The sequence below is a fragment of the Flavobacterium sp. genome, from assembly GCF_046153165.1.
Taxonomy (GTDB): domain Bacteria; phylum Bacteroidota; class Bacteroidia; order Flavobacteriales; family Flavobacteriaceae; genus Flavobacterium.
This window is the reverse complement of the sequence record NZ_JBJXEN010000071.1, coordinates 24,093-42,007: the sequence shown is the minus strand read 5'-3', so window position 1 is coordinate 42,007 and position 17,915 is coordinate 24,093. Positions and strand designations below refer to the sequence as shown.

The 17,915-nt window shown below is 30.8% G+C and carries 19 protein-coding genes; 8 read left to right on the top strand and 11 right to left on the bottom strand.

Annotated features, from left to right (window positions below; genetic code table 11):
- Positions 1-24 precede the first annotated feature (24 nt).
- The 8 genes from ACKVOV_RS08260 to rplM form a co-directional block, all read right to left on the bottom strand.
- Positions 25-1,101, bottom strand: coding sequence for an exopolyphosphatase (locus ACKVOV_RS08260; RefSeq protein ID WP_409206283.1), 1,077 nt, complete (start codon positions 1,099-1,101; stop codon positions 25-27).
- 154 nt (positions 1,102-1,255) lie between these two features.
- Positions 1,256-1,819: a ribosome recycling factor gene (gene frr, locus ACKVOV_RS08255; RefSeq protein WP_409206282.1), complete on the bottom strand. Its 564-nt coding sequence runs from the start codon at positions 1,817-1,819 to the stop codon at positions 1,256-1,258.
- Positions 1,820-1,888: 69 nt separating this feature from the next.
- The gene (gene pyrH, locus ACKVOV_RS08250; RefSeq protein ID WP_409206281.1) at positions 1,889-2,596 is read right to left on the bottom strand and encodes a UMP kinase; all 708 of its coding nucleotides are present in this window, start codon (positions 2,594-2,596) and stop codon (positions 1,889-1,891) included.
- 76 nt (positions 2,597-2,672) lie between these two features.
- Complete coding sequence (locus ACKVOV_RS08245) at positions 2,673-3,320, bottom strand: queuosine precursor transporter (protein ID WP_409206280.1); 648 nt, start codon at positions 3,318-3,320, stop codon at positions 2,673-2,675.
- Positions 3,321-3,454: 134 nt separating this feature from the next.
- On the bottom strand, positions 3,455-4,417 hold the full coding sequence (gene tsf / locus ACKVOV_RS08240) for a translation elongation factor Ts (RefSeq protein ID WP_409206279.1): 963 nt from the start codon (positions 4,415-4,417) through the stop codon (positions 3,455-3,457).
- A 99-nt stretch (positions 4,418-4,516) separates the two neighbouring features.
- Positions 4,517-5,317 carry a 30S ribosomal protein S2 gene (gene rpsB / locus ACKVOV_RS08235; protein ID WP_409206307.1) on the bottom strand — a complete coding sequence of 267 codons (801 nt, stop codon included), beginning with the start codon at positions 5,315-5,317 and terminating at the stop codon, positions 4,517-4,519.
- Between the two features lie 139 nt (positions 5,318-5,456).
- Positions 5,457-5,843, bottom strand: coding sequence for a 30S ribosomal protein S9 (gene rpsI / locus ACKVOV_RS08230; protein ID WP_091476560.1), 387 nt, complete (start codon positions 5,841-5,843; stop codon positions 5,457-5,459).
- Positions 5,843-6,298, bottom strand: coding sequence for a 50S ribosomal protein L13 (rplM, locus tag ACKVOV_RS08225; RefSeq protein WP_091476558.1), 456 nt, complete (start codon positions 6,296-6,298; stop codon positions 5,843-5,845). The genes rpsI and rplM overlap by 1 nt, the downstream gene beginning before the upstream one ends.
- A 308-nt stretch (positions 6,299-6,606) precedes the next feature.
- Between rplM and ACKVOV_RS08220 the strand changes: the two genes are divergently transcribed.
- Positions 6,607-7,629, top strand: coding sequence for a LacI family DNA-binding transcriptional regulator (locus tag ACKVOV_RS08220; protein WP_409206278.1), 1,023 nt, complete (start codon positions 6,607-6,609; stop codon positions 7,627-7,629).
- Between the two features lie 71 nt (positions 7,630-7,700).
- Here the strand turns inward: ACKVOV_RS08220 and ACKVOV_RS08215 are convergent, their stop codons facing one another.
- Genes ACKVOV_RS08215 through polA form a run of 3 tightly spaced genes read right to left on the bottom strand, consistent with a single transcriptional unit; the run spans position 7,701 to position 13,068 of the window.
- Complete coding sequence (locus ACKVOV_RS08215) at positions 7,701-9,011, bottom strand: serine hydrolase domain-containing protein (RefSeq protein WP_409206277.1); 1,311 nt, start codon at positions 9,009-9,011, stop codon at positions 7,701-7,703.
- Between the two features lie 42 nt (positions 9,012-9,053).
- Entirely contained in the window at positions 9,054-10,184 is a 1,131-nt protein-coding gene (locus ACKVOV_RS08210) for a hypothetical protein (RefSeq protein ID WP_409206276.1), read from the bottom strand.
- Positions 10,185-10,209: 25 nt separating this feature from the next.
- Complete coding sequence (gene polA, locus ACKVOV_RS08205; protein WP_409206275.1) at positions 10,210-13,068, bottom strand: DNA polymerase I; 2,859 nt, start codon at positions 13,066-13,068, stop codon at positions 10,210-10,212.
- A 242-nt stretch (positions 13,069-13,310) separates the two neighbouring features.
- Between polA and ACKVOV_RS08200 the strand changes: the two genes are divergently transcribed.
- From ACKVOV_RS08200 to ACKVOV_RS08170, 7 genes are all read left to right on the top strand, one after another.
- Entirely contained in the window at positions 13,311-13,487 is a 177-nt protein-coding gene (locus ACKVOV_RS08200; RefSeq protein WP_409206274.1) for a hypothetical protein, read from the top strand.
- Between the two features lie 193 nt (positions 13,488-13,680).
- The gene (locus ACKVOV_RS08195) at positions 13,681-13,872 is read left to right on the top strand and encodes a hypothetical protein (RefSeq protein WP_409206273.1); all 192 of its coding nucleotides are present in this window, start codon (positions 13,681-13,683) and stop codon (positions 13,870-13,872) included.
- Positions 13,873-14,097: 225 nt separating this feature from the next.
- Positions 14,098-14,634 carry a DUF1003 domain-containing protein gene (locus tag ACKVOV_RS08190; protein ID WP_409206272.1) on the top strand — a complete coding sequence of 179 codons (537 nt, stop codon included), beginning with the start codon at positions 14,098-14,100 and terminating at the stop codon, positions 14,632-14,634.
- Entirely contained in the window at positions 14,631-15,305 is a 675-nt protein-coding gene (locus ACKVOV_RS08185) for a response regulator transcription factor (RefSeq protein ID WP_409206271.1), read from the top strand. Before ACKVOV_RS08190 ends, ACKVOV_RS08185 begins: the two co-directional genes overlap by 4 nt.
- Positions 15,306-15,308: 3 nt before the next feature.
- Positions 15,309-16,640: a sensor histidine kinase gene (locus tag ACKVOV_RS08180; RefSeq protein ID WP_409206270.1), complete on the top strand. Its 1,332-nt coding sequence runs from the start codon at positions 15,309-15,311 to the stop codon at positions 16,638-16,640.
- Positions 16,641-16,759: 119 nt separating this feature from the next.
- Positions 16,760-16,930, top strand: a complete 171-nt coding sequence (locus ACKVOV_RS08175; RefSeq protein ID WP_409206269.1) for a hypothetical protein — start codon at positions 16,760-16,762, stop codon at positions 16,928-16,930.
- A 189-nt stretch (positions 16,931-17,119) separates the two neighbouring features.
- On the top strand, positions 17,120-17,890 hold the full coding sequence (locus ACKVOV_RS08170) for a TatD family hydrolase (RefSeq protein WP_409206268.1): 771 nt from the start codon (positions 17,120-17,122) through the stop codon (positions 17,888-17,890).
- Positions 17,891-17,915: the final 25 nt, after the last annotated feature.

Genomic DNA, 17,915 nt, shown 5'->3' with positions numbered 1-17,915 from the left:
TGTTATTATAATTGAAAGAAATTTCTAGTAAATTTTTTTAATTTTCTTAGATCTATCAGCAATATAAGATACTAGCCAAGCGATTTGACCTTCTTTAGCGAAGTATAATTTTTTGTTATTTATATCTGGTATTGCTTCTAGACAAACCAAAAGTATATTACTACCTGAAATTAAATGTTTTTGTGAATAAGTTTTTATTACACGTTCCGCATCCTTATCGGTTTTAGCTAATTCCTCAAATCTTCTAAAATTATTTTTTAGAATCGCATCGTAATTTAGAACATCTTCTAAATTAAATTGATTAAAAGTTTCTTTAGCTGCCCCGTTGTAAAGTGTATAAAAAGCCCATACTGCTCCGCCAGACATGAATACTTTTTCTTTCTCTAAGGCCACTGGACTTGTACCATACATCGCGTTTATTTGATCTCTTAATGTTGGAAGAAACCCAAATGACTTTTCGTTATACTCTGAAATATCATCTTTTCTTGTTTTTTTTATTACGGCTTCTGTGAGTGTTATGGTTCCGTAGTTTACACTTAATGGAAAAAACACAAAAGCATCATTATTTCTCACATCGATATATCCTCCTTTAGTGTTTCCTCCACCTATATCTAAAATCATAGAATCTTTGTAATCTGAAGGTGGCACACATCCTTTTAGCAGCATTTTTCCTTCTGTTTGTGCATCAATAAACTCTAATGTTTTATTAGTCGATAATTTTATTTTATCTGCTAATTCCTTAGTGTTTTTTGCCATTGCAACTCCAGAAGATCCAACTATGAAAATATTTTCATCAGCTACTTTAAAATCATTTTTAATTTTTGCGTAATTAGACAAAACTACGGTCGCAGCTTTTTCAATATCTTCTTGGGCTAAATTACCGTCTATAGCTATTCCTCTTGCAATACCAACATTTTCAGACCAATAGGATTTGATTTCAAAATCTCCTTTTCTAATATTTTTAACATCTAAAACAGACATTTTAATTCCTTTACTGCCTATTTCAATTCCAGCAAATATTCCAGTTTCTTGTGAAAATAATTGGCTTTGGAAAAAGAATAATAAAAAAAGGGCATTAAGAAGTATTTTTTTAACATTCATCGTAAGTAAATTTTAAAATTCAAAAAATAGATTTAGGTTATAGGGATTCCAAAAATATCAAATATAATAATATAAATGCAGTATTTTCTTTTTAATATAAAAAAACCGTTAAGTTTTTTTTAACTTAACGGTTTTTAGACTTTTTTAACGAAAGCTAAACCTTCATTATCTCTGCTTCTTTAACAACTAATAACTCATCTATTTTTCTAATAAATGTATCTGTTAGTTTCTGAACACTTTCTTCGGCAGTTTTACAAATGTCTTCTGAGGTCCCTTCTTTTTCTAATTTTTTAATGTCCGAATTAGCATCCTTACGAACATTACGAACACCTATTTTCGCATCTTCTGCTTCGGTTTTGGCTTGCTTAGCAAGATCGCGCCGTCTTTCTTCAGTAAGTGGTGGAACACTAATAATAATTACATCGCCATTATTCATAGGATTAAAACCAATATTAGCTATCATAATTGCTTTTTCAATCACTTGCAACATATTTTTTTCAAAAGGCTGTAACGTAATTGTTCTAGCATCAGGTACGCTAATTTTCGCTACTTGAGAAAGTGGTGTAGAAGATCCGTAATAATCTACAAAAACACTTCCTAGCATTGCTGGCGAAGCTTTTCCTGCACGGATATTTAAAAATTCTTTTTCTAAATGGGCAATAGAACCTTCCATAGATTCCTTTGTACTATCTAGTATAAATTCAATTTCTTCAGTCATTTTTTTTAAATTATTAGATTGTTAGATTCTTCGAAGAATTAAATCGCCTAAAAAATCGAACTATCTCTATTATATATTTACTATTGTTCCTATATTATCTCCATTACAAATTTTAAGTAAATTTCCTTCTTTATTCATATCAAAAACAATTATAGGTAATTTATTTTCTTGACTTAATGTAAAAGCTGTTGTATCCATTACATTCAAACCTTTTTTAAGAACATCTTCAAAAGAAATATAATCAAATTTCACGGCATCCTTATTTTTTTCTGGATCTTCAGAATAAATTCCATCTACACGAGTTCCTTTCAGGATTACATCAGCATCTACTTCGACACCCCTTAAAACTGCTGCCGTATCGGTTGTAAAATAAGGGTTACCGGTTCCTGCTCCAAAAATTACAATTCTATTTTTTTCTAAATGTCTTACGGCTCTACGCTTTATATATGGTTCAGCAATAGCTTCTATTTTTAAAGCTGTTTGCAAACGAGTAAGCATCCCTTTTTCTTCGAGCGCTCCTTGCAAAGCCATTCCGTTTATAACTGTAGCAAGCATTCCCATATAATCACCTTGAACTCTATCCATACCATTACTGGCGCCTGCAATACCTCTAAAAATATTTCCTCCTCCAATAACTATAGCGATTTGAACTCCTAAATCATGAATTTGCTTTATTTCATCAGCATATTCTGCTAAACGTTTTGGATCTATTCCATATTGGCGGTCGCCCATTAATGCTTCGCCACTTAATTTTAGAAGAATTCTTTTGTATTTCATTGCAGTTTTGTGCTTTTTTTGTCCTGCAAATATAAAGATATTCTTCCGTTTTATAAAAATGGTTTTTTATTATTTATTAATCCTCAGAAATATGCTTTTTTATAATATCGTGTCCTAAATAAATAATTGGAGTTAAGGCAATTGCAATAATCAGTTTGAATGTATATCCTGTTAGTGCAGAAGTAATAAATGTTGTGAAATTAATTTTTCCTGGCAACCAAAACGCTATTCCTAAAACAATAAAAGAATCAAATAATTGCGAAATCACAGTTGAACCTGTTGTTCTTAACCATATTTTTTTGTCTCCCGTTTTGTTTTTGAAATACCAAAAAACAGTTACATCGATTAGTTGAGAAACTAGGAAGGCTATAACGCTTCCTACAATTATCCACATACTTTGCCCAAAAACTGCTTGAAACTGATTATCACTTACAGGACTAATACCTTTGGCAGCTGGAATTGCGATTGCAAATAATAAAACAACAAAGGAATATGCTATTAAGCAGGCAGTAATAATAGAAAGTCTTCTCACTCCTTTCTCTCCGAAATATTCGTTTATTAAATCGGTGGTAATAAATACGATTGGCCAAGGTAAAATGCCAATACTCATGACAAACGGCCCTATTTGTATTAATTTTCCTCCTATAAGTTCGGCTACAACAGCATTGGTAATAAATATTCCTGCTAAAATAACAAAGATAAGTTCTCTTTTGGTTTTAAACATAAATTGATGTTTTACCAAAGTTAAGAATTTTAGTTTTAGATTTTAGTTTTAATAGATTGAACAAAAGTTAATTAATGCAAAAATCCCATTTCAAATTAATGAAATGGGATTTATTTATTTGAGTTTAGTGTAAACTATCCTAAAGTAACTCTTTTGAAACCAGTAATTTCAACGTTGAATCCTTTAACATAATCACCTACTTTTTTACTATCATCTTTGATAAAGTTTTGATCTAATAAGGCTTTTTCTTGGTCTAAAGTTGTGTTATCAGAGATGAAACGTTGTACTTTTCCAGGAATAATTTTATCCCAAATTTGTTCTGGTTTGCCTTCAGCTTTTAATTCAGCTTTAGCATCTTCTTCAGCTTGTTTTAAAACTTCTTCCGTTAATTGAGAGAAAGAGATATATTTAGGAACATTTTTTAAAGTTTTTCCTAAACGTTTTGCTTCTTCATTTTCTTTTTCTATTACAGCAATACGAGCAGCAAGTTCAGAAGTAACGAAAGATGGGTCAAAATCTTTGTAAGATAATGTATCAGCTCCCATAGAAGCAACTTGCATAGAGATGTCTTTAGTTAAAACGTCACCATTAGCTATTGGTGCAGAAATTGCAGTTAATGCAGCAATTTTGTTAACGTGAACATAAGATCCAACGAAAGCACCTTCTAAGATTTCAAAACCACCGATTTCGATTTTTTCACCAATAACACCAGTTTGCTCAATTAATTTTTCAGCAACAGTAATTCCGTTGAAATCTGAAGCTAAAAATTCTTCTTTAGATGAGTAGTTGATAGCTCTTTCAACTAATTCTTTAGCCAAAGTTACGAAAGCCTCATTTTTACCTACGAAATCTGTTTCACAATTTAAAGTGATGATCGCTCCTTTAGTGTTGTCTGCATTGATAAAAGAAACAGCAGCCCCTTCAGAAGACTCACGGTCAGAACGGTTAGCAGCAACTTTTTGTCCTTTTTCTCTAAGGACTTGTATAGCTTTATCGAAATCTCCATCAGCCTCAACTAAAGCTTTTTTACAGTCCATCATTCCAGCACCTGTAGTTTGTCTTAATTTATTTACGTCTGCAGCAGTAATTGTTGCCATATTTATTGTTTTAATTGGATTATAAAAAAATTACGAATTACAAATTACGAATTACGCTAAAAAGACATAATTGATAATTCGTAATTCGTAATTAGATAATTACTCTTCTGTTTTAGCAGCTTCTGCTACAATTGCTTTTTCTTCAGCGATTGTATCAGCAACTTCTTCTGGAGCAACTTCTTCAGTAGTAGCATCAGCTTCTTTATCAGATGTTCTGTTTGCAAGACCATCAATAATAGCTTCAGTTACTAAAGTTAAAATTTTATCGATTGATTTAGAAGCATCATCGTTTGCAGGGATAACGTACTCAACAAGACGTGGGTCAGAGTTGGTATCTACCATTGCGAAAACTGGAATGTTTAATTTTTGAGCTTCTTTAATTGCGATGTGTTCAGCTTTGATATCTACTACAAATAATGCAGCAGGTAATCTTGACATATCAGAGATAGAACCTAAGTTTTTCTCTAATTTTGCACGCAAACGATCCACTTGTAAACGTTCTTTTTTAGACAAAGTCATAAAAGTTCCGTCTTTTTTCATGCGGTCGATAGTCGACATCTTCTTAACAGCTTTACGGATTGTAACAAAGTTTGTTAACATTCCACCAGGCCATCTTTCAGTGATGTACGGCATGTTTGCAGCAGCAGCTTTTTCAGCCACGATATCTTTAGCTTGTTTTTTGGTAGCTACGAAAAGTATTTTTCTACCTGATGCAGCAATTTTTTTAAGAGCTTCATTAGCTTCTTCAATTTTTGCTGCAGTTTTATATAGATTGATAATGTGAATTCCATTACGCTCCATATAGATGTAAGGAGCCATGTTTGGATCCCATTTTCTAGTCATGTGTCCGAAGTGAACACCTGCTTCTAGTAAGTCTTTAACTTCTATTTTATTTGCCATTTTGTAATAGTTTACGTTCTGTTGAATTAGCAATGATTAAGTAGCGATTGTATAATCAGGTCTTAACCATTTAGATGCTAAACTAGTTTCCTGCCTCGACAGGAAGAGCAACAATAACTTAGTTTTTAATAAAAAAATATTAACGTTTAGAGAATTGGAATCTCTTACGAGCTTTTTTCTGACCGAATTTTTTACGTTCAACCATTCTTGGGTCTCTCGTTAATAATCCTTCTGGTTTCAAGATTGCTCTGTTTCCTTCTCCAACTTCACACATTACTCTTGCTAAAGCCATTCTTACTGCTTCTGCTTGTCCTGTGCTACCACCTCCGTAAACATTTACTTTTACATCATAGTTAGTTACATTTTCTGTCATAGACATAGGTTGCAAAACTTTGTACTGTAAAGTAGCTGTTGGGAAATAAGTTGCAAACGCTTTTTTGTTAACAGTGATTACTCCTGTTCCTTCCGATACATAAACACGTGCAACTGCACATTTTCTTCTACCGATTTTGTGAATTGCTCCCATTACTTAAGATCGTTTAGGTTAACTGTTTTAGGTTTTTGAGCGCCTTGTTTGTGCTCTGATCCTACAACAACATTTAAATTTCTAAAAAGCTCAGCTCCTAATTTGTTTTTAGGCAACATTCCTTTTACTGCTTTTTCTACTAATAGAGCAGGGTTTTTTGATTGCAAAACTTTTGCAGTCAAACTTCTTTGTCCTCCTGGATAACCTGTGTGACGGATGTAAGTCTTCTCGTCCATTTTGTTACCTGTAAGGTTGATTTTTTCTGAGTTGATAACGATTACGTTATCTCCGCAGTCCACGTGTGGTGTGTAACTTGGCTTGTACTTACCTCTAAGAATCATAGCGACCTTTGATGCAAGACGACCTAAGTTATGACCATCAGCATCAACAACAATCCACTCCTTTGTAACGGTGGCTTTGCTTGCTGATTGTGTCTTGTAGCTTAATGCGTCCATAATATTATTTTAATTAAACATTCCATTCCCAATAAAGGGAGTGCAAAAGTACAATTATTTATTTTAAATACAAATGGGAAAGTGAAAATTCTTTTTCTATTGCTTTTCAGAGAGTTACAAAAGGTTTAAGATTTGCTTTTTAGCCCTGATGGAAGTGAAAATCTCATCTCGTTTTTTGACAACGAGATGGATTGAAACGTACAGCAGGAATATGATTTACAAGTATGCGCAAGCTTTTCGCTCATAAAAGAGAAACAAATGCCACTTTATAAATTATTTTGTTATTTTTACCTTAATATATTATAACAATGAAATCGAAAACGACTTTAAAACAAATTGCATTGAATCTCGGCGTTTCTGTTTCGACAGTTTCGAAGGCTTTGAATAATAGTCCAGAAATTAGTGAGCCCACGAAAATAAAGATTCAAGAGTTTGCAAAACTAAATAATTACAAGCCAAATATTACTGCGCTGAATCTTAAAAATCGTTCTACAAAGACGATTGGGGTTATTATCCCAAATATTTTGAATTCTTTTTTTGCAAAGGTTTTTTCTGGAATTGAAAAAGTAGCCGATGAAAAAGGATATCATGTTATAACGTGCATTTCTAACGAATCTCTTGAGAAAGAAATTCAAACATTACAGATGTTGAGCAACGGAACTATAGATGGGTTTATACTTTCTATATCTGAAGAATCTCAGAAAGCCAATCAGTTTGATCATTTTACCGATATTATAAATGATGGAACACCAATTGTCATGTTTGACAGGGTTGCCGAAAAGGTGAAGTGTGACAAAGTGATTGTTGATGATTATGATTCAGCAATTGAAGCTACTAATTTTTTAATAAAAACTGGCTGTAAGAATATTGCTTTATTTTCTTCGATTGATAATTTAAGTGTGGGTAAGCTTCGTGCTAAAGGATATTTTGAAGCATTATCTAAAAATAATATTTCAATAAATCCTGACATAGTGATTCTTACAGAGAATCAAGAGGATTTTGATATTAAAGTAAAAGATGTTTTAAATAATCATAATATTGATGGCGTTTTTGCTCTCGACGAACATTCGGCTCTTACAGTTATGAAAATGGGGGTGAAAATGCTAAAAAAAATCCCCGAAGAATTAGCTATTATTGGTTTTGCAGATGGCGTTTGGTCGCGAAGATTGACTCCTAGTTTATCGACCATAAGTCAACATGGTCCAGAAATAGGAGAAGCTGCCGCAAAACTTCTTATAGAAAGATTAGAAAGCAAAGAAGAAGAATATAACTATAAAACTGTTGTGATAAAAACTGAATTAAGACAACGCGATTCGACACGTAAAATGTAAATAATCATAAATACCCTATAAGCATTCCATATATAGGAGCTTGTAGGATATTTGCAAATAATTATACAAGGCTACTCTTTTGTAAATGTATATTGACCGCCACCTTGTTTTAAAATCATGTTTTTTGCATCGAAAGTAAGTTTTACTCCTGCGGCATCAAATACAAACTCTGTTTCGCTAATTGGATTTAATGCAAAAGAACTTTGTCCTGTAGCTTGTGCGACTAGTTCTCCTTTTTCTACCTTAATAGTAATTTTTATAGGAAGTTGTGTCGATGCATAAATGCCTTGATAACTATCTAATTTGTCTTTAGGAACTTCAAACGTAGTTAAATTTGGAAACTGATAAGGCATTTTATAATAAATACTTAAAATCCCAATCATAATATCATTACGATTATAATTATCTCCGTTTACAATAAGTGAAATCCCTGTTTTTTCTGCTGGGTAATATCCTACAACAGCTCGAAAACCTTCTATTCCTCCTGTATGTCCATAAAATTTTCTTTCTCCAAAAGGAAATGTAACCAATCCTTTTCCGTAAGATTGTTCTAGTTTTGTCATCTCATCGACCGATGTCTTCTTTAGTAATTTACTATTAAAAATAGCATCTAGAAAAAAAGTCAAATCGGCAGTGGTTGATGAAATATTTCCAGCACCAAAAGATTGCGACATATCCCATTCCTTATTTAAGACCCATTTTTTATCAAGAAAATTATAGGAGTAACTTTCATTTTTTGCAGGATTTACGTTAGTTGCAATCGATGTGTTTTGCAATTGAAGTTTGTTTATAATTCTTTCATCAAGATTGGTTGTGTAATCTTTTTTAGAAACATCTTCTAGGATTCTACCTAATATATAGTAGTTAGAATTACTGTACTCAAATTTAGAATTAGGTTCGAAAACTGGTTTATAACCTGCGATTTTTGCAATCATTTCTTCTTTTGATACTTTTTGGTAAACATTTACGGTCGAATCTCCATTTATAAAGTCTAAAATTCCTGTGCGATGATGCAATAAATCATGAATCGTAATTTTATTAGCATTTGGAATTTGAGGGTAAAACTTTACCAATTTAGTATCGAGTTTTAATTTTTTTTCTTCAATTAACTGCATAATCATTACAGCAGTAAATGTTTTTGTAATAGAACCAATTTTGTATTTGGTATTTTTATTTGCTTTCAAACTATTTTCTACATTAGCAAAACCATACGCTTTTTCGAAAACCACATTTCCCGCTTCGCGAATACAAACTTGCCCCATAAATTTGTTGTTTTGATTTAAATAAACCAGCAAACTATCTATTTTGTCAAAACGTGTTTTTTGTTGCGCCGAAAGTGTCAGCGAAAATATAAATACTAATAATAAGATTGATTTTTTCATAATTTTTATTTTAATTGGCGATTTTGCAATCGTTATTCATTTCTATAATTTATAAGGAAATTTTGTATTCTTAAACTTTCGTAAATCGGCAAAAGACACTAAAAAAGGTTCTTCACAACTTCTTGCGGCTCTAAAAAAAATTGGAGTAAACTCAATTCCTTTTTCGGTAAATGACCATGATGGGAAATCCCAAAATTCTAAATCGGTATAATCGCAACCATCATCATCACTTGTTGGCTTTTTAAAATGTTGTGTTTTGTTTACCAAAGCAAATACTTTTGGTGCAAAATAAGTGCTTCGGTATTTAGAAAATGCATCAAAATTAGTTTCCTGATTAGCACCAACACTTTTATCAAAAGCCAGAATATTGTCTATACTATAACTTTTTCCTGATTTCAGATCCAACAAAATGCCTTGACCTCCAAAATCTGGATGAGCTCCTCCGCAATCATAAGCACTAAAATCATAGTAGCCAATCAAGTTTTCATCTAAATAATGAATAGAAATAGAATATTCAATATTGTTTCCGTTATTATAATCAAAATTAGAGGTGCAATTTAATTGTGCTAAAACATTTTGATAATGATATTTGTTTAAAATAGGATTTATTTTGCTCTTTACAGCATCAGAAAAACCTTTTCCTAGCCTAAAATAATGTGCTTGGCAATGTTTTTCCGAAAACCATTCAATTGTTTTTCCCTTATAAATTGATATTGAATCAGATTTGAATTGAATCAAACTTGCTTTTAAAAGATCGAATGTGTCTCCTTTGAATTGATTTAAAAATTTATTGTTTTTCGCTTTTAATAAAAAATCAGATTTATCAAAAGGTTTCAAACTTACAGGAAATTTCACTCCTTTTGCATCAGTCCAAAAACCATCAAAATTATCGTTTTGAGTTAACGATAATTCGAATTTTTCGTTAATTTTATCATTCGATTCAAATTTGAAAATATATTTATTTTCCGTTTTTTCACCCGACAAAACAATATCTTTCAATGAATTTTTATAAAAATAACGAACATCATAAATCGTAGTTTCTGTTGGTGACGAATTGTCTTCAAAAAACATATAAATTGTCGCTTTTCCTATAGTTCCTTCTAATAAATATTTCTTTTCTGCATAAGAATGTAGCGTAAATAAAATAAGGATTGAATAAAATATTTTTTTCATGTTTTTAATTTAAACGTAAAAGAATTTAATGCGCTTCTAACCAGTTTCTACCTAATCCAATTTCAACATCTAACGGAACATCCATTTTGAACGCATTTTCCATTTCGTATTTAATCATCGGTTGAATCTTATCTAGCTCCTCATTATAAACGTCAAAAACCAATTCATCGTGTACTTGCAATAACATTTTCGATTTCCAGTTTTCTGAAGTTAGTTTTTTGTGAATATTTATCATTGCAATTTTGATAATATCTGCGGCAGATCCTTGAATTGGTGCATTTACTGCATTTCGTTCTGCTCCACTCTTGACCATCATATTGGCTGAATTAATGTCCTTCAAATAACGTCTTCTTCCTAAAACCGTTTGTACATAACCATGTTCTCTAGCAAAATCAACTTGATTGCTCATATAAGATTTCAGTTTTGGATAAGTTGCATAATACGCATCTATCAGCTCAGCACTTTCTTTTCTTGAAAGCGATGTTTGATTAGAAAGGCCAAAAGCAGAAACGCCATAAATAATTCCGAAATTTACGGTTTTAGCGTTGCTACGTTGTTCTTTAGTTACTTCCTCTAAAGGAACATTAAATACTTTTGCAGCTGTACTCCTATGAATATCTTCATTGTTTTGAAAGGCGGCAATCATATTTTCTTCTCCTGATAAAGCGGCAATAATACGCAATTCTATCTGTGAATAATCGGCAGAAACTAAGGTGTAATTTTCGTCACGAGCAATAAATGCTTTTCTTATTAATCTTCCTCTTTCGGTACGAATTGGAATATTCTGTAAATTCGGATTATTCGAACTCAAACGCCCAGTTGCAGCAACCGTTTGCATATAATCGGTGTGAACGCGACCCGTTTTTTTATCGACTTGATTTGGCAACGCATCAATGTAAGTGCTTTGTAATTTCACCATTTGGCGCCATTCGAGAATATCTTTTACGATTGGATTATCATTTGCCAAATAGCTTAAAATTTCTTCGCCGGTGGCATATTGTCCTGTTTTTGTTTTCTTTTGTTTGGCTCCGCCAATTTTTAATTTATCGAACAATACATCGCCTAATTGTTTAGGCGAAGCCAAATTGAACTTTTCGCCAGCCGTTTCATATATTTTTTGCTCTAATTCTGAACTTTCTTTTGCCATTTCAATCGACATTTCTTTTAGAAACGGAACGTCTAAATTAATTCCTTCTAATTCCATTGCTGCCAAAACTGGAATTAAAGGAATTTCAATTTCGTCAAATAATTTTTTAGTTTCGGCTTTATCTAAAATCGGACTGAAATTTTGCTTTAATTGATAAGTAACATCAGCATCTTCAGCGGCATATTCTTTGATTTCTTCCAAAGCAATATCTCGCATTGATTTTTGATTTTTACCTTTTTTACCAATTAAATCTTCAATAGATTTTGGTGAATATTTTAAATATGTTTCGCTTAAAACATCCATATTATGGCGCATATCTGGATTTATCAAATAATGTGCAATCATCGTGTCAAATAATTTCCCTTTAATTTCAATGCCGTAATGCGACAGAATTTTTAAATCATATTTGATATTTTGACCTATTTTTTCGATACTTTCATTTTCGAAAAATGGTTTGAATTTGTCTACTAAAACTTGTGCTTCTTCTTGATTTTCTGGAAACGGAACGTAAAAAGCTTTTCCTTTTTCATAAGAGAAAGACATTCCAACTAATTCTGCATTTAAAGCATCAATTCCAGTTGTTTCGGTATCAAAACAAACTGAAGTTTGATTCATTAAGTTTTGCAGAAGTAATTTAACTGGTAAATCACCTTGAATACTTTGGTAAAAATGTTCTGTATTTTCTAACGTTGCATAATGTGAATTAATTTTTACCTCACCACTTTCTTCATCTGAAAAACCAAATAAATCGAATTGATCTTCGTTTGATTTTTTAACAGAAGCTTTTTTAGTTGGCTGTGGTGTATCGCTTGAAGTGCCATTACCGTTGGTGTCAATTTCATCATATTCTTTTCCAGTTCCAAAATATTTATCAAACTGTGCTTTCATTTGACGAAATTCTAATTCTTGAAACAATTCGTCTGTTTTCTCGATATCAGGTTTTGATAGTTCATAATCTTCCGCATTAAAAGTCACAGGGCAATCGAGCAAAATAGTTGCGAGTTTTTTAGACAAAATTCCCATTTCAGCATTGGCTTCAATTTTATCTTTTATTGCGCCTTTTAGTTGATGCGTGTTTGCTAAAAGATTTTCCATCGAACCGTATTCTGCTAAGAATTTCTTTGCTGTTTTTTCACCAACACCTGGCAATCCAGGAATATTATCGGCTGCATCACCCATCATTCCTAGAAAATCTATTACTTGTTCAGGACGTTCGATTTCAAATTTCGCTAAAACTTCTGGAATTCCCCAAATTTCAATATCATTACCCATTCGCGCAGGCTTGTACATAAAAATATTTTCGGAAACCAATTGAGCAAAGTCCTTATCTGGCGTAACCATAAAAACTTTAAAATCCTCTTTTTCAGCTTGTTTTGCTAATGTTCCTATTAAATCGTCAGCTTCAAAACCAGCAACTTCAATAATCGGAATATGCATTGCTTTCAATAACTCTTGAATATATGGAACGGCAATTTTTATAGCCTCAGGAGTTTCGTCACGATGTGCTTTGTATTCTTGATACATTTCATAACGATAATCGCTTCCACCTTTATCAAATGCTACAGCTAAATGGTCAGGTTTTTCTCGTTTAATAACATCCATCAAGGCATTCATAAATCCCATAATGGCAGAAGTATCCATTCCTTTGGAATTGATTCTTGGATTTTTTATAAAGGCAAAATAACCACGAAATATTAAGGCGTATGCATCGAGAAGGTAAAGACGTTTTTGTGACATAAAATTTTATTTGAGTGTAAAAATAATCAATCAGAAAATAAGATTTTACTTTTTACATAAAATTTGATTGACAATATTTGGTTTTAGAATGAGAGTAACATCAATAGTTACTTTTTTATCATAATTTAAAACCTAAAAAAAGGTTAATTTTTCATTTTCAGGAAAATCTTCATCTAATCTTCATTTTACAAAAATACTTTTGGGTCATAAATAATTCAATTTATAAATTAAAATCTAATATCATGAAAAAAGTATTTATGTTAGCTGCTTTATTTTTAGGAACAACTGCAATGGTAAACGCACAAACTGAACCAGCTAAAAAAGAAGTGAAAAAAGAAGTGAAAAAAGACGCTAAAGCGGCTAAAAAATCAGCCAAAAAAGAAGTAAAAGCTACAGACGCAGCTAAAGAAAAAAAATAATTAAATAGTTTAATTATTTTGAAACCGACAAAGTTATTTGTCGGTTTTTTTTATACCTTTTCTTTTTTTATACTAAAAAGTTAAAGTCTAGTTAATGTTTTAAAACGCTAAAAATCTTCATTTTAGCTTCATCATAGAAATGTAATTTTGACGTAATAAATACAATGAAGTATTTATATAAATTTTAGAAATTATGAAAAAAATTGTAATGTTAGTTGCCGTAATTCTAGGAACAAGTTTTGCAAATGCTAATACAGTTCCTGCAAAAGTAAATGCTTCTAAAGAAGTAAAAATAAACAAAATTAGAAAACACAAAATTTCCAAAAATACCAAAATTATAAAACCGGACGAATCAAAATCTGGAACTCTAAAAACCAAAAAATAACAAGTTCTTTTGTTTTGCATATTTTTCATATAATTCATTTATAAAAAAGAGATGCAAAACAAAAGGTTGGTTATAAAGAGAAAAGTCGGTAAAGCAATTTATCGGCTTTTTAAATTTAAAAGCATTCTAAAAAACTTATTTTAAAACATAAAAATAAGTTAACATAGTACCATATAGTAAAGAGAATTCAATTACTTCATTAACTTTAATAAAAATTTAAAAAATATGAAGACCGATACTCAAAATATTCTCCAATCTGAAAAAAATCAATTAGCTAAACTTCAAAAAATTGTAAATGATACTATTGATGAAGAAAAATTAATTGTCGAAAATTTACTACATAAACCCGAAGAAATACTTACAAAAGGACAGTCAATTTCTGATAAAGTAGCTTCATTTGGTGGAAGTTGGAAATTTATTATTCTTTTTGGAGTCATTCTTTTTATATGGATTTTATTTAACACACTAACGCCAAAAATATTAAATTTTGATCCATACCCATTTATTTTAATGAATCTTATTTTATCTTGTATTGCCGCATTACAAGCTCCAATTATTATGATGAGTCAAAACAGACAAGAAGAAAAAGACAGAAAACGTGGAGAAAATGATTATTTAATTAATCTAAAAGCCGAATTAGAATTAAGAAGTCTACATCAAAAAATTGATTTACTTTTAGAAGAACAAATCAAAGTTTTATTTGAAAGTCAAGCCAAACAACTCGAGATTTTAAAATCAATCGAAAAAAAAGTTAACATATGAATATCCTTATTGTAGAAGACAACATAGAATTAGCTAAAGAAGTGAGTCATTTTCTTTCTAATTCAGGATATATTTGCAAAATTTCGAACAGTTGCAACGATGCACTCGAGGAAATAAGCAGCAACGATTATGATGTTATTTTATTAGATTTGGGTTTGCCTGATGGGAGCGGATTTGATATTCTTAAATCTGTTCGAAAAACAGCATCAAAAACAGCAATCATAATAATTACAGCTCGGGGCGAACTTGATGATAGGATAAATGGATTACAATTGGGAGCCGATGATTATCTTACAAAACCTTTTGCACTTACAGAACTTCAAGCCCGATTATTTGCTGTTATTAGACGAATTCATGGATTTACGAATAATGAATTAAAAGTACACGATTTCAATCTTCAATTGCAAGACTATAAAGTTAGTTTTAATGAAATTTCAATAAATTTAACCAAAAAAGAATTTGACATTTTTCAGTATTTGGTTTTAAATAAAAACAGAGTAATTACACGCTTGCAACTTACTGAACATGTTTGGGGTGATATTCTTGAGGTTAATTCCGATTCTAATTTTATAGATGTTCATGTGCGTAATCTTAGAAAAAAACTAGACAAACACTCTAAAATCGACTGGTTTGAAACCGTTAGAAATGTAGGTTATCGAATAAACATTTAAGAAATGAAAATAAAGCATCAGCTCGCCATTTTTAATGCCATTTCGAGATTAATTCTTATATTGATATTGTGGTTTGTATTGCCAATTTTGGTCGAGAAAGTAGTTTATCATAACGCAAATAAAAATTTACTAGAGAAAAAGGAAAAGTTTGTAAAAAATCTTGACAAACAAGAAATTTATGATTTTATAGTTAGAAATGACACAACCGAAACGTATTCCAGTTTTTCAACTTTACATAGCGAATTCTTGCAGTTGTATCAAATATCGAAAGAAGATTTTTTAAAAAAAGATGTTTTTTTGAAAGAAAATCGGACTATCGAAAATGAAGAAAATGAATACTTAATTTTGCAACACGATTTTGTTTATGACAAGATATTTTACGAACTCGAAATAGGTTCAAACCTTTCGGAAATTAATGATTTTACACACGTAATTCGCCTTTTCATAATTGTTGTATTACTTGTAATAGTAGTTTTTACTTTTCTAATTGATACTTTTTATATAGAATATTTACTAAAACCCTTTTATAGAATTATTGATGAAAAAATTCGTCGTGTAAATGAACCCGAAAATTTTGACAGCGCTCCTATTTTCTCCCATTCTTCTGATTTTCAAGAATTAGACACTGTCCTTAATGAGATGATGAACAGAATTAGTGAGCTTTTTAAAAAAGAAAAACAGTTTATTGCTAATGTTTCGCATGAATTACTAACTCCAATTGCGCTATTGAAAAACAAATTCGAAAACCTAATTCAAAACGAATCACTCGACGATAATACAATAGATAAAATTTCTAGTTCTCTAAAAACGCTAGATTTATTAAAAAAAGTTATCAATAATTTATTACTGATTTCTAGAATTGAAAATAACCAATATTTAATAAACGAAAAAATTAATCTAGAAGAATTATTTTCGGAATTAATAGAAATTTTAGAGGATCGAATTGATGAAAAAAAATTAATTGTAACAAAAAATATTAAACATTCTATTTATTTTACGGGAAACAAAACTCTCATACATGTTTTGTTATATAATTTATTAGTAAATGCAATAAAATATAATAATGAAAATGGTAGCATTTCGATTTCGGACGAATTTATAAATGAAAAATACTGCGTTATAATAAAAGACACGGGAATTGGAATGAACAAATTACAAATAAAAAATATTTTTGAGCGTTTTTCTAGATTTAGTCATCATCCCGAAGGACATGGTTTGGGATTAGCAATTGTAAGTAGTATTGCTCATTTTCATAAAATAGAAATAGATGTCGTTTCGGAACCAAATACAGGAAGTTCTTTTTGTTTAATATTTCCTGATTTCGACAAAAGTTAAATTTTTCTTAAGCGCTATAATCTTCATCTTAACTTCATTTTATGATTATACATTTGGTTTATAATTATAGGGACAATAATTATAAACTAATAAAAAAATAACAATTAAATCTAAAAAAAATGAAAAAATTAGTAATGTTAGTTGCATTGATCGGATTTTCTGCAATGTCTTTTGCTCAAGATGCTTCGGCTGTAAAACCAGCTAAAAAACATCACAGAAAACATCACAAAACCGAGATGAAAAAAGAAGAAGCTACAAAATCAGAAATGGGAGCTCCAGCAAAAAAATAATTTAATTTTCTAATTACTTTATATTAAAAAGGTTAAGTTATTAAGGTAAATGTTGAATTATGAAAGGTAGTATTTGGAAAGTTTTTTCGAATACTACCTTTTCTTTTTAATAAACATCTTAGAAATTTAAATAAATTATTTTAGATTGAAGCAAACATTTAAAGTAATTTTGCAATCAAAATAATCAAAATGCTACTAGTAGATACTCATACCCATTTATATTCTTCAGAATTCGATTCAGATCGAGACGAAATGATTCAAAATGCAATTTCTAAGGGAGTTTCTAAACTTTTTATTCCATCGATAGATGCTAGTTATACTCAGAAAATGTATGATTTAGAAGCACAATATCCTAAAAATATTTTCCTCATGATGGGTTTGCATCCTTGCTATGTAAAAGAAAATTATCTCGAAGAATTGAAACACGTAGAAACCGAATTATCTAAAAGAAAATTTGCCGCCATTGGCGAAATTGGCATCGATTTATATTGGGACAAAACCACTTTAGACATTCAGAAAAAAGCTTTTCAGTTCCAAATACAATTAGCAAAAAAATACAAATTACCTATAAACATTCACGGTCGTGATGCTTTTGACGAAATTTTTGAAGTCCTAGAACTCGAAAAAAGCGATGATTTGTTCGGTATTTTTCATTGTTTTTCAGGAGATTACGAACAAGCCTTACGAGCTATTTCATATAATATGAAACTCGGAATTGGTGGAGTTGTAACTTTCAAAAACGGAAAAATAGATCAATTTTTGAATCAAATAGACATAGAAAATATTGTTCTAGAAACCGATTCGCCATATCTCGCTCCGGCTCCTTTTCGGGGAAAACGTAATGAAAGTGCTTATGTGACGTTAGTTGCTGAGAAACTCTCAGAAATTTACAATCTTCCAATAGAAGAAGTTGCTAGAATTACAACTAAAAATGCTTTGTCCATTTTTAAAAACTGTTAATTATATTTCAAAAAAAAATCCGTTC

Excerpts from the sequence above, each read along its gene's own strand:
- ACKVOV_RS08260 (WP_409206283.1), bottom strand. The coding sequence starts at position 1,101 with ATGAATGTTAAAAAAATACTTCTTAATGCCCTTTTTTTATTATTCTTT.
- frr (WP_409206282.1), bottom strand. The coding sequence starts at position 1,819 with ATGACTGAAGAAATTGAATTTATACTAGATAGTACAAAGGAATCTATG.
- pyrH (WP_409206281.1), bottom strand. The coding sequence starts at position 2,596 with ATGAAATACAAAAGAATTCTTCTAAAATTAAGTGGCGAAGCATTAATG.
- ACKVOV_RS08245 (WP_409206280.1), bottom strand. The coding sequence starts at position 3,320 with ATGTTTAAAACCAAAAGAGAACTTATCTTTGTTATTTTAGCAGGAATA.
- tsf (WP_409206279.1), bottom strand. The coding sequence starts at position 4,417 with ATGGCAACAATTACTGCTGCAGACGTAAATAAATTAAGACAAACTACA.
- rpsB (WP_409206307.1), bottom strand. The coding sequence starts at position 5,317 with ATGGCAAATAAAATAGAAGTTAAAGACTTACTAGAAGCAGGTGTTCAC.
- rpsI (WP_091476560.1), bottom strand. The coding sequence starts at position 5,843 with ATGGGAGCAATTCACAAAATCGGTAGAAGAAAATGTGCAGTTGCACGT.
- rplM (WP_091476558.1), bottom strand. The coding sequence starts at position 6,298 with ATGGACGCATTAAGCTACAAGACACAATCAGCAAGCAAAGCCACCGTT.
- ACKVOV_RS08220 (WP_409206278.1), top strand. The coding sequence starts at position 6,607 with ATGAAATCGAAAACGACTTTAAAACAAATTGCATTGAATCTCGGCGTT.
- ACKVOV_RS08215 (WP_409206277.1), bottom strand. The coding sequence starts at position 9,011 with ATGAAAAAATCAATCTTATTATTAGTATTTATATTTTCGCTGACACTT.
- ACKVOV_RS08210 (WP_409206276.1), bottom strand. The coding sequence starts at position 10,184 with ATGAAAAAAATATTTTATTCAATCCTTATTTTATTTACGCTACATTCT.
- polA (WP_409206275.1), bottom strand. The coding sequence starts at position 13,068 with ATGTCACAAAAACGTCTTTACCTTCTCGATGCATACGCCTTAATATTT.
- ACKVOV_RS08200 (WP_409206274.1), top strand. The coding sequence starts at position 13,311 with ATGAAAAAAGTATTTATGTTAGCTGCTTTATTTTTAGGAACAACTGCA.
- ACKVOV_RS08195 (WP_409206273.1), top strand. The coding sequence starts at position 13,681 with ATGAAAAAAATTGTAATGTTAGTTGCCGTAATTCTAGGAACAAGTTTT.
- ACKVOV_RS08190 (WP_409206272.1), top strand. The coding sequence starts at position 14,098 with ATGAAGACCGATACTCAAAATATTCTCCAATCTGAAAAAAATCAATTA.
- ACKVOV_RS08185 (WP_409206271.1), top strand. The coding sequence starts at position 14,631 with ATGAATATCCTTATTGTAGAAGACAACATAGAATTAGCTAAAGAAGTG.
- ACKVOV_RS08180 (WP_409206270.1), top strand. The coding sequence starts at position 15,309 with ATGAAAATAAAGCATCAGCTCGCCATTTTTAATGCCATTTCGAGATTA.
- ACKVOV_RS08175 (WP_409206269.1), top strand. The coding sequence starts at position 16,760 with ATGAAAAAATTAGTAATGTTAGTTGCATTGATCGGATTTTCTGCAATG.
- ACKVOV_RS08170 (WP_409206268.1), top strand. The coding sequence starts at position 17,120 with ATGCTACTAGTAGATACTCATACCCATTTATATTCTTCAGAATTCGAT.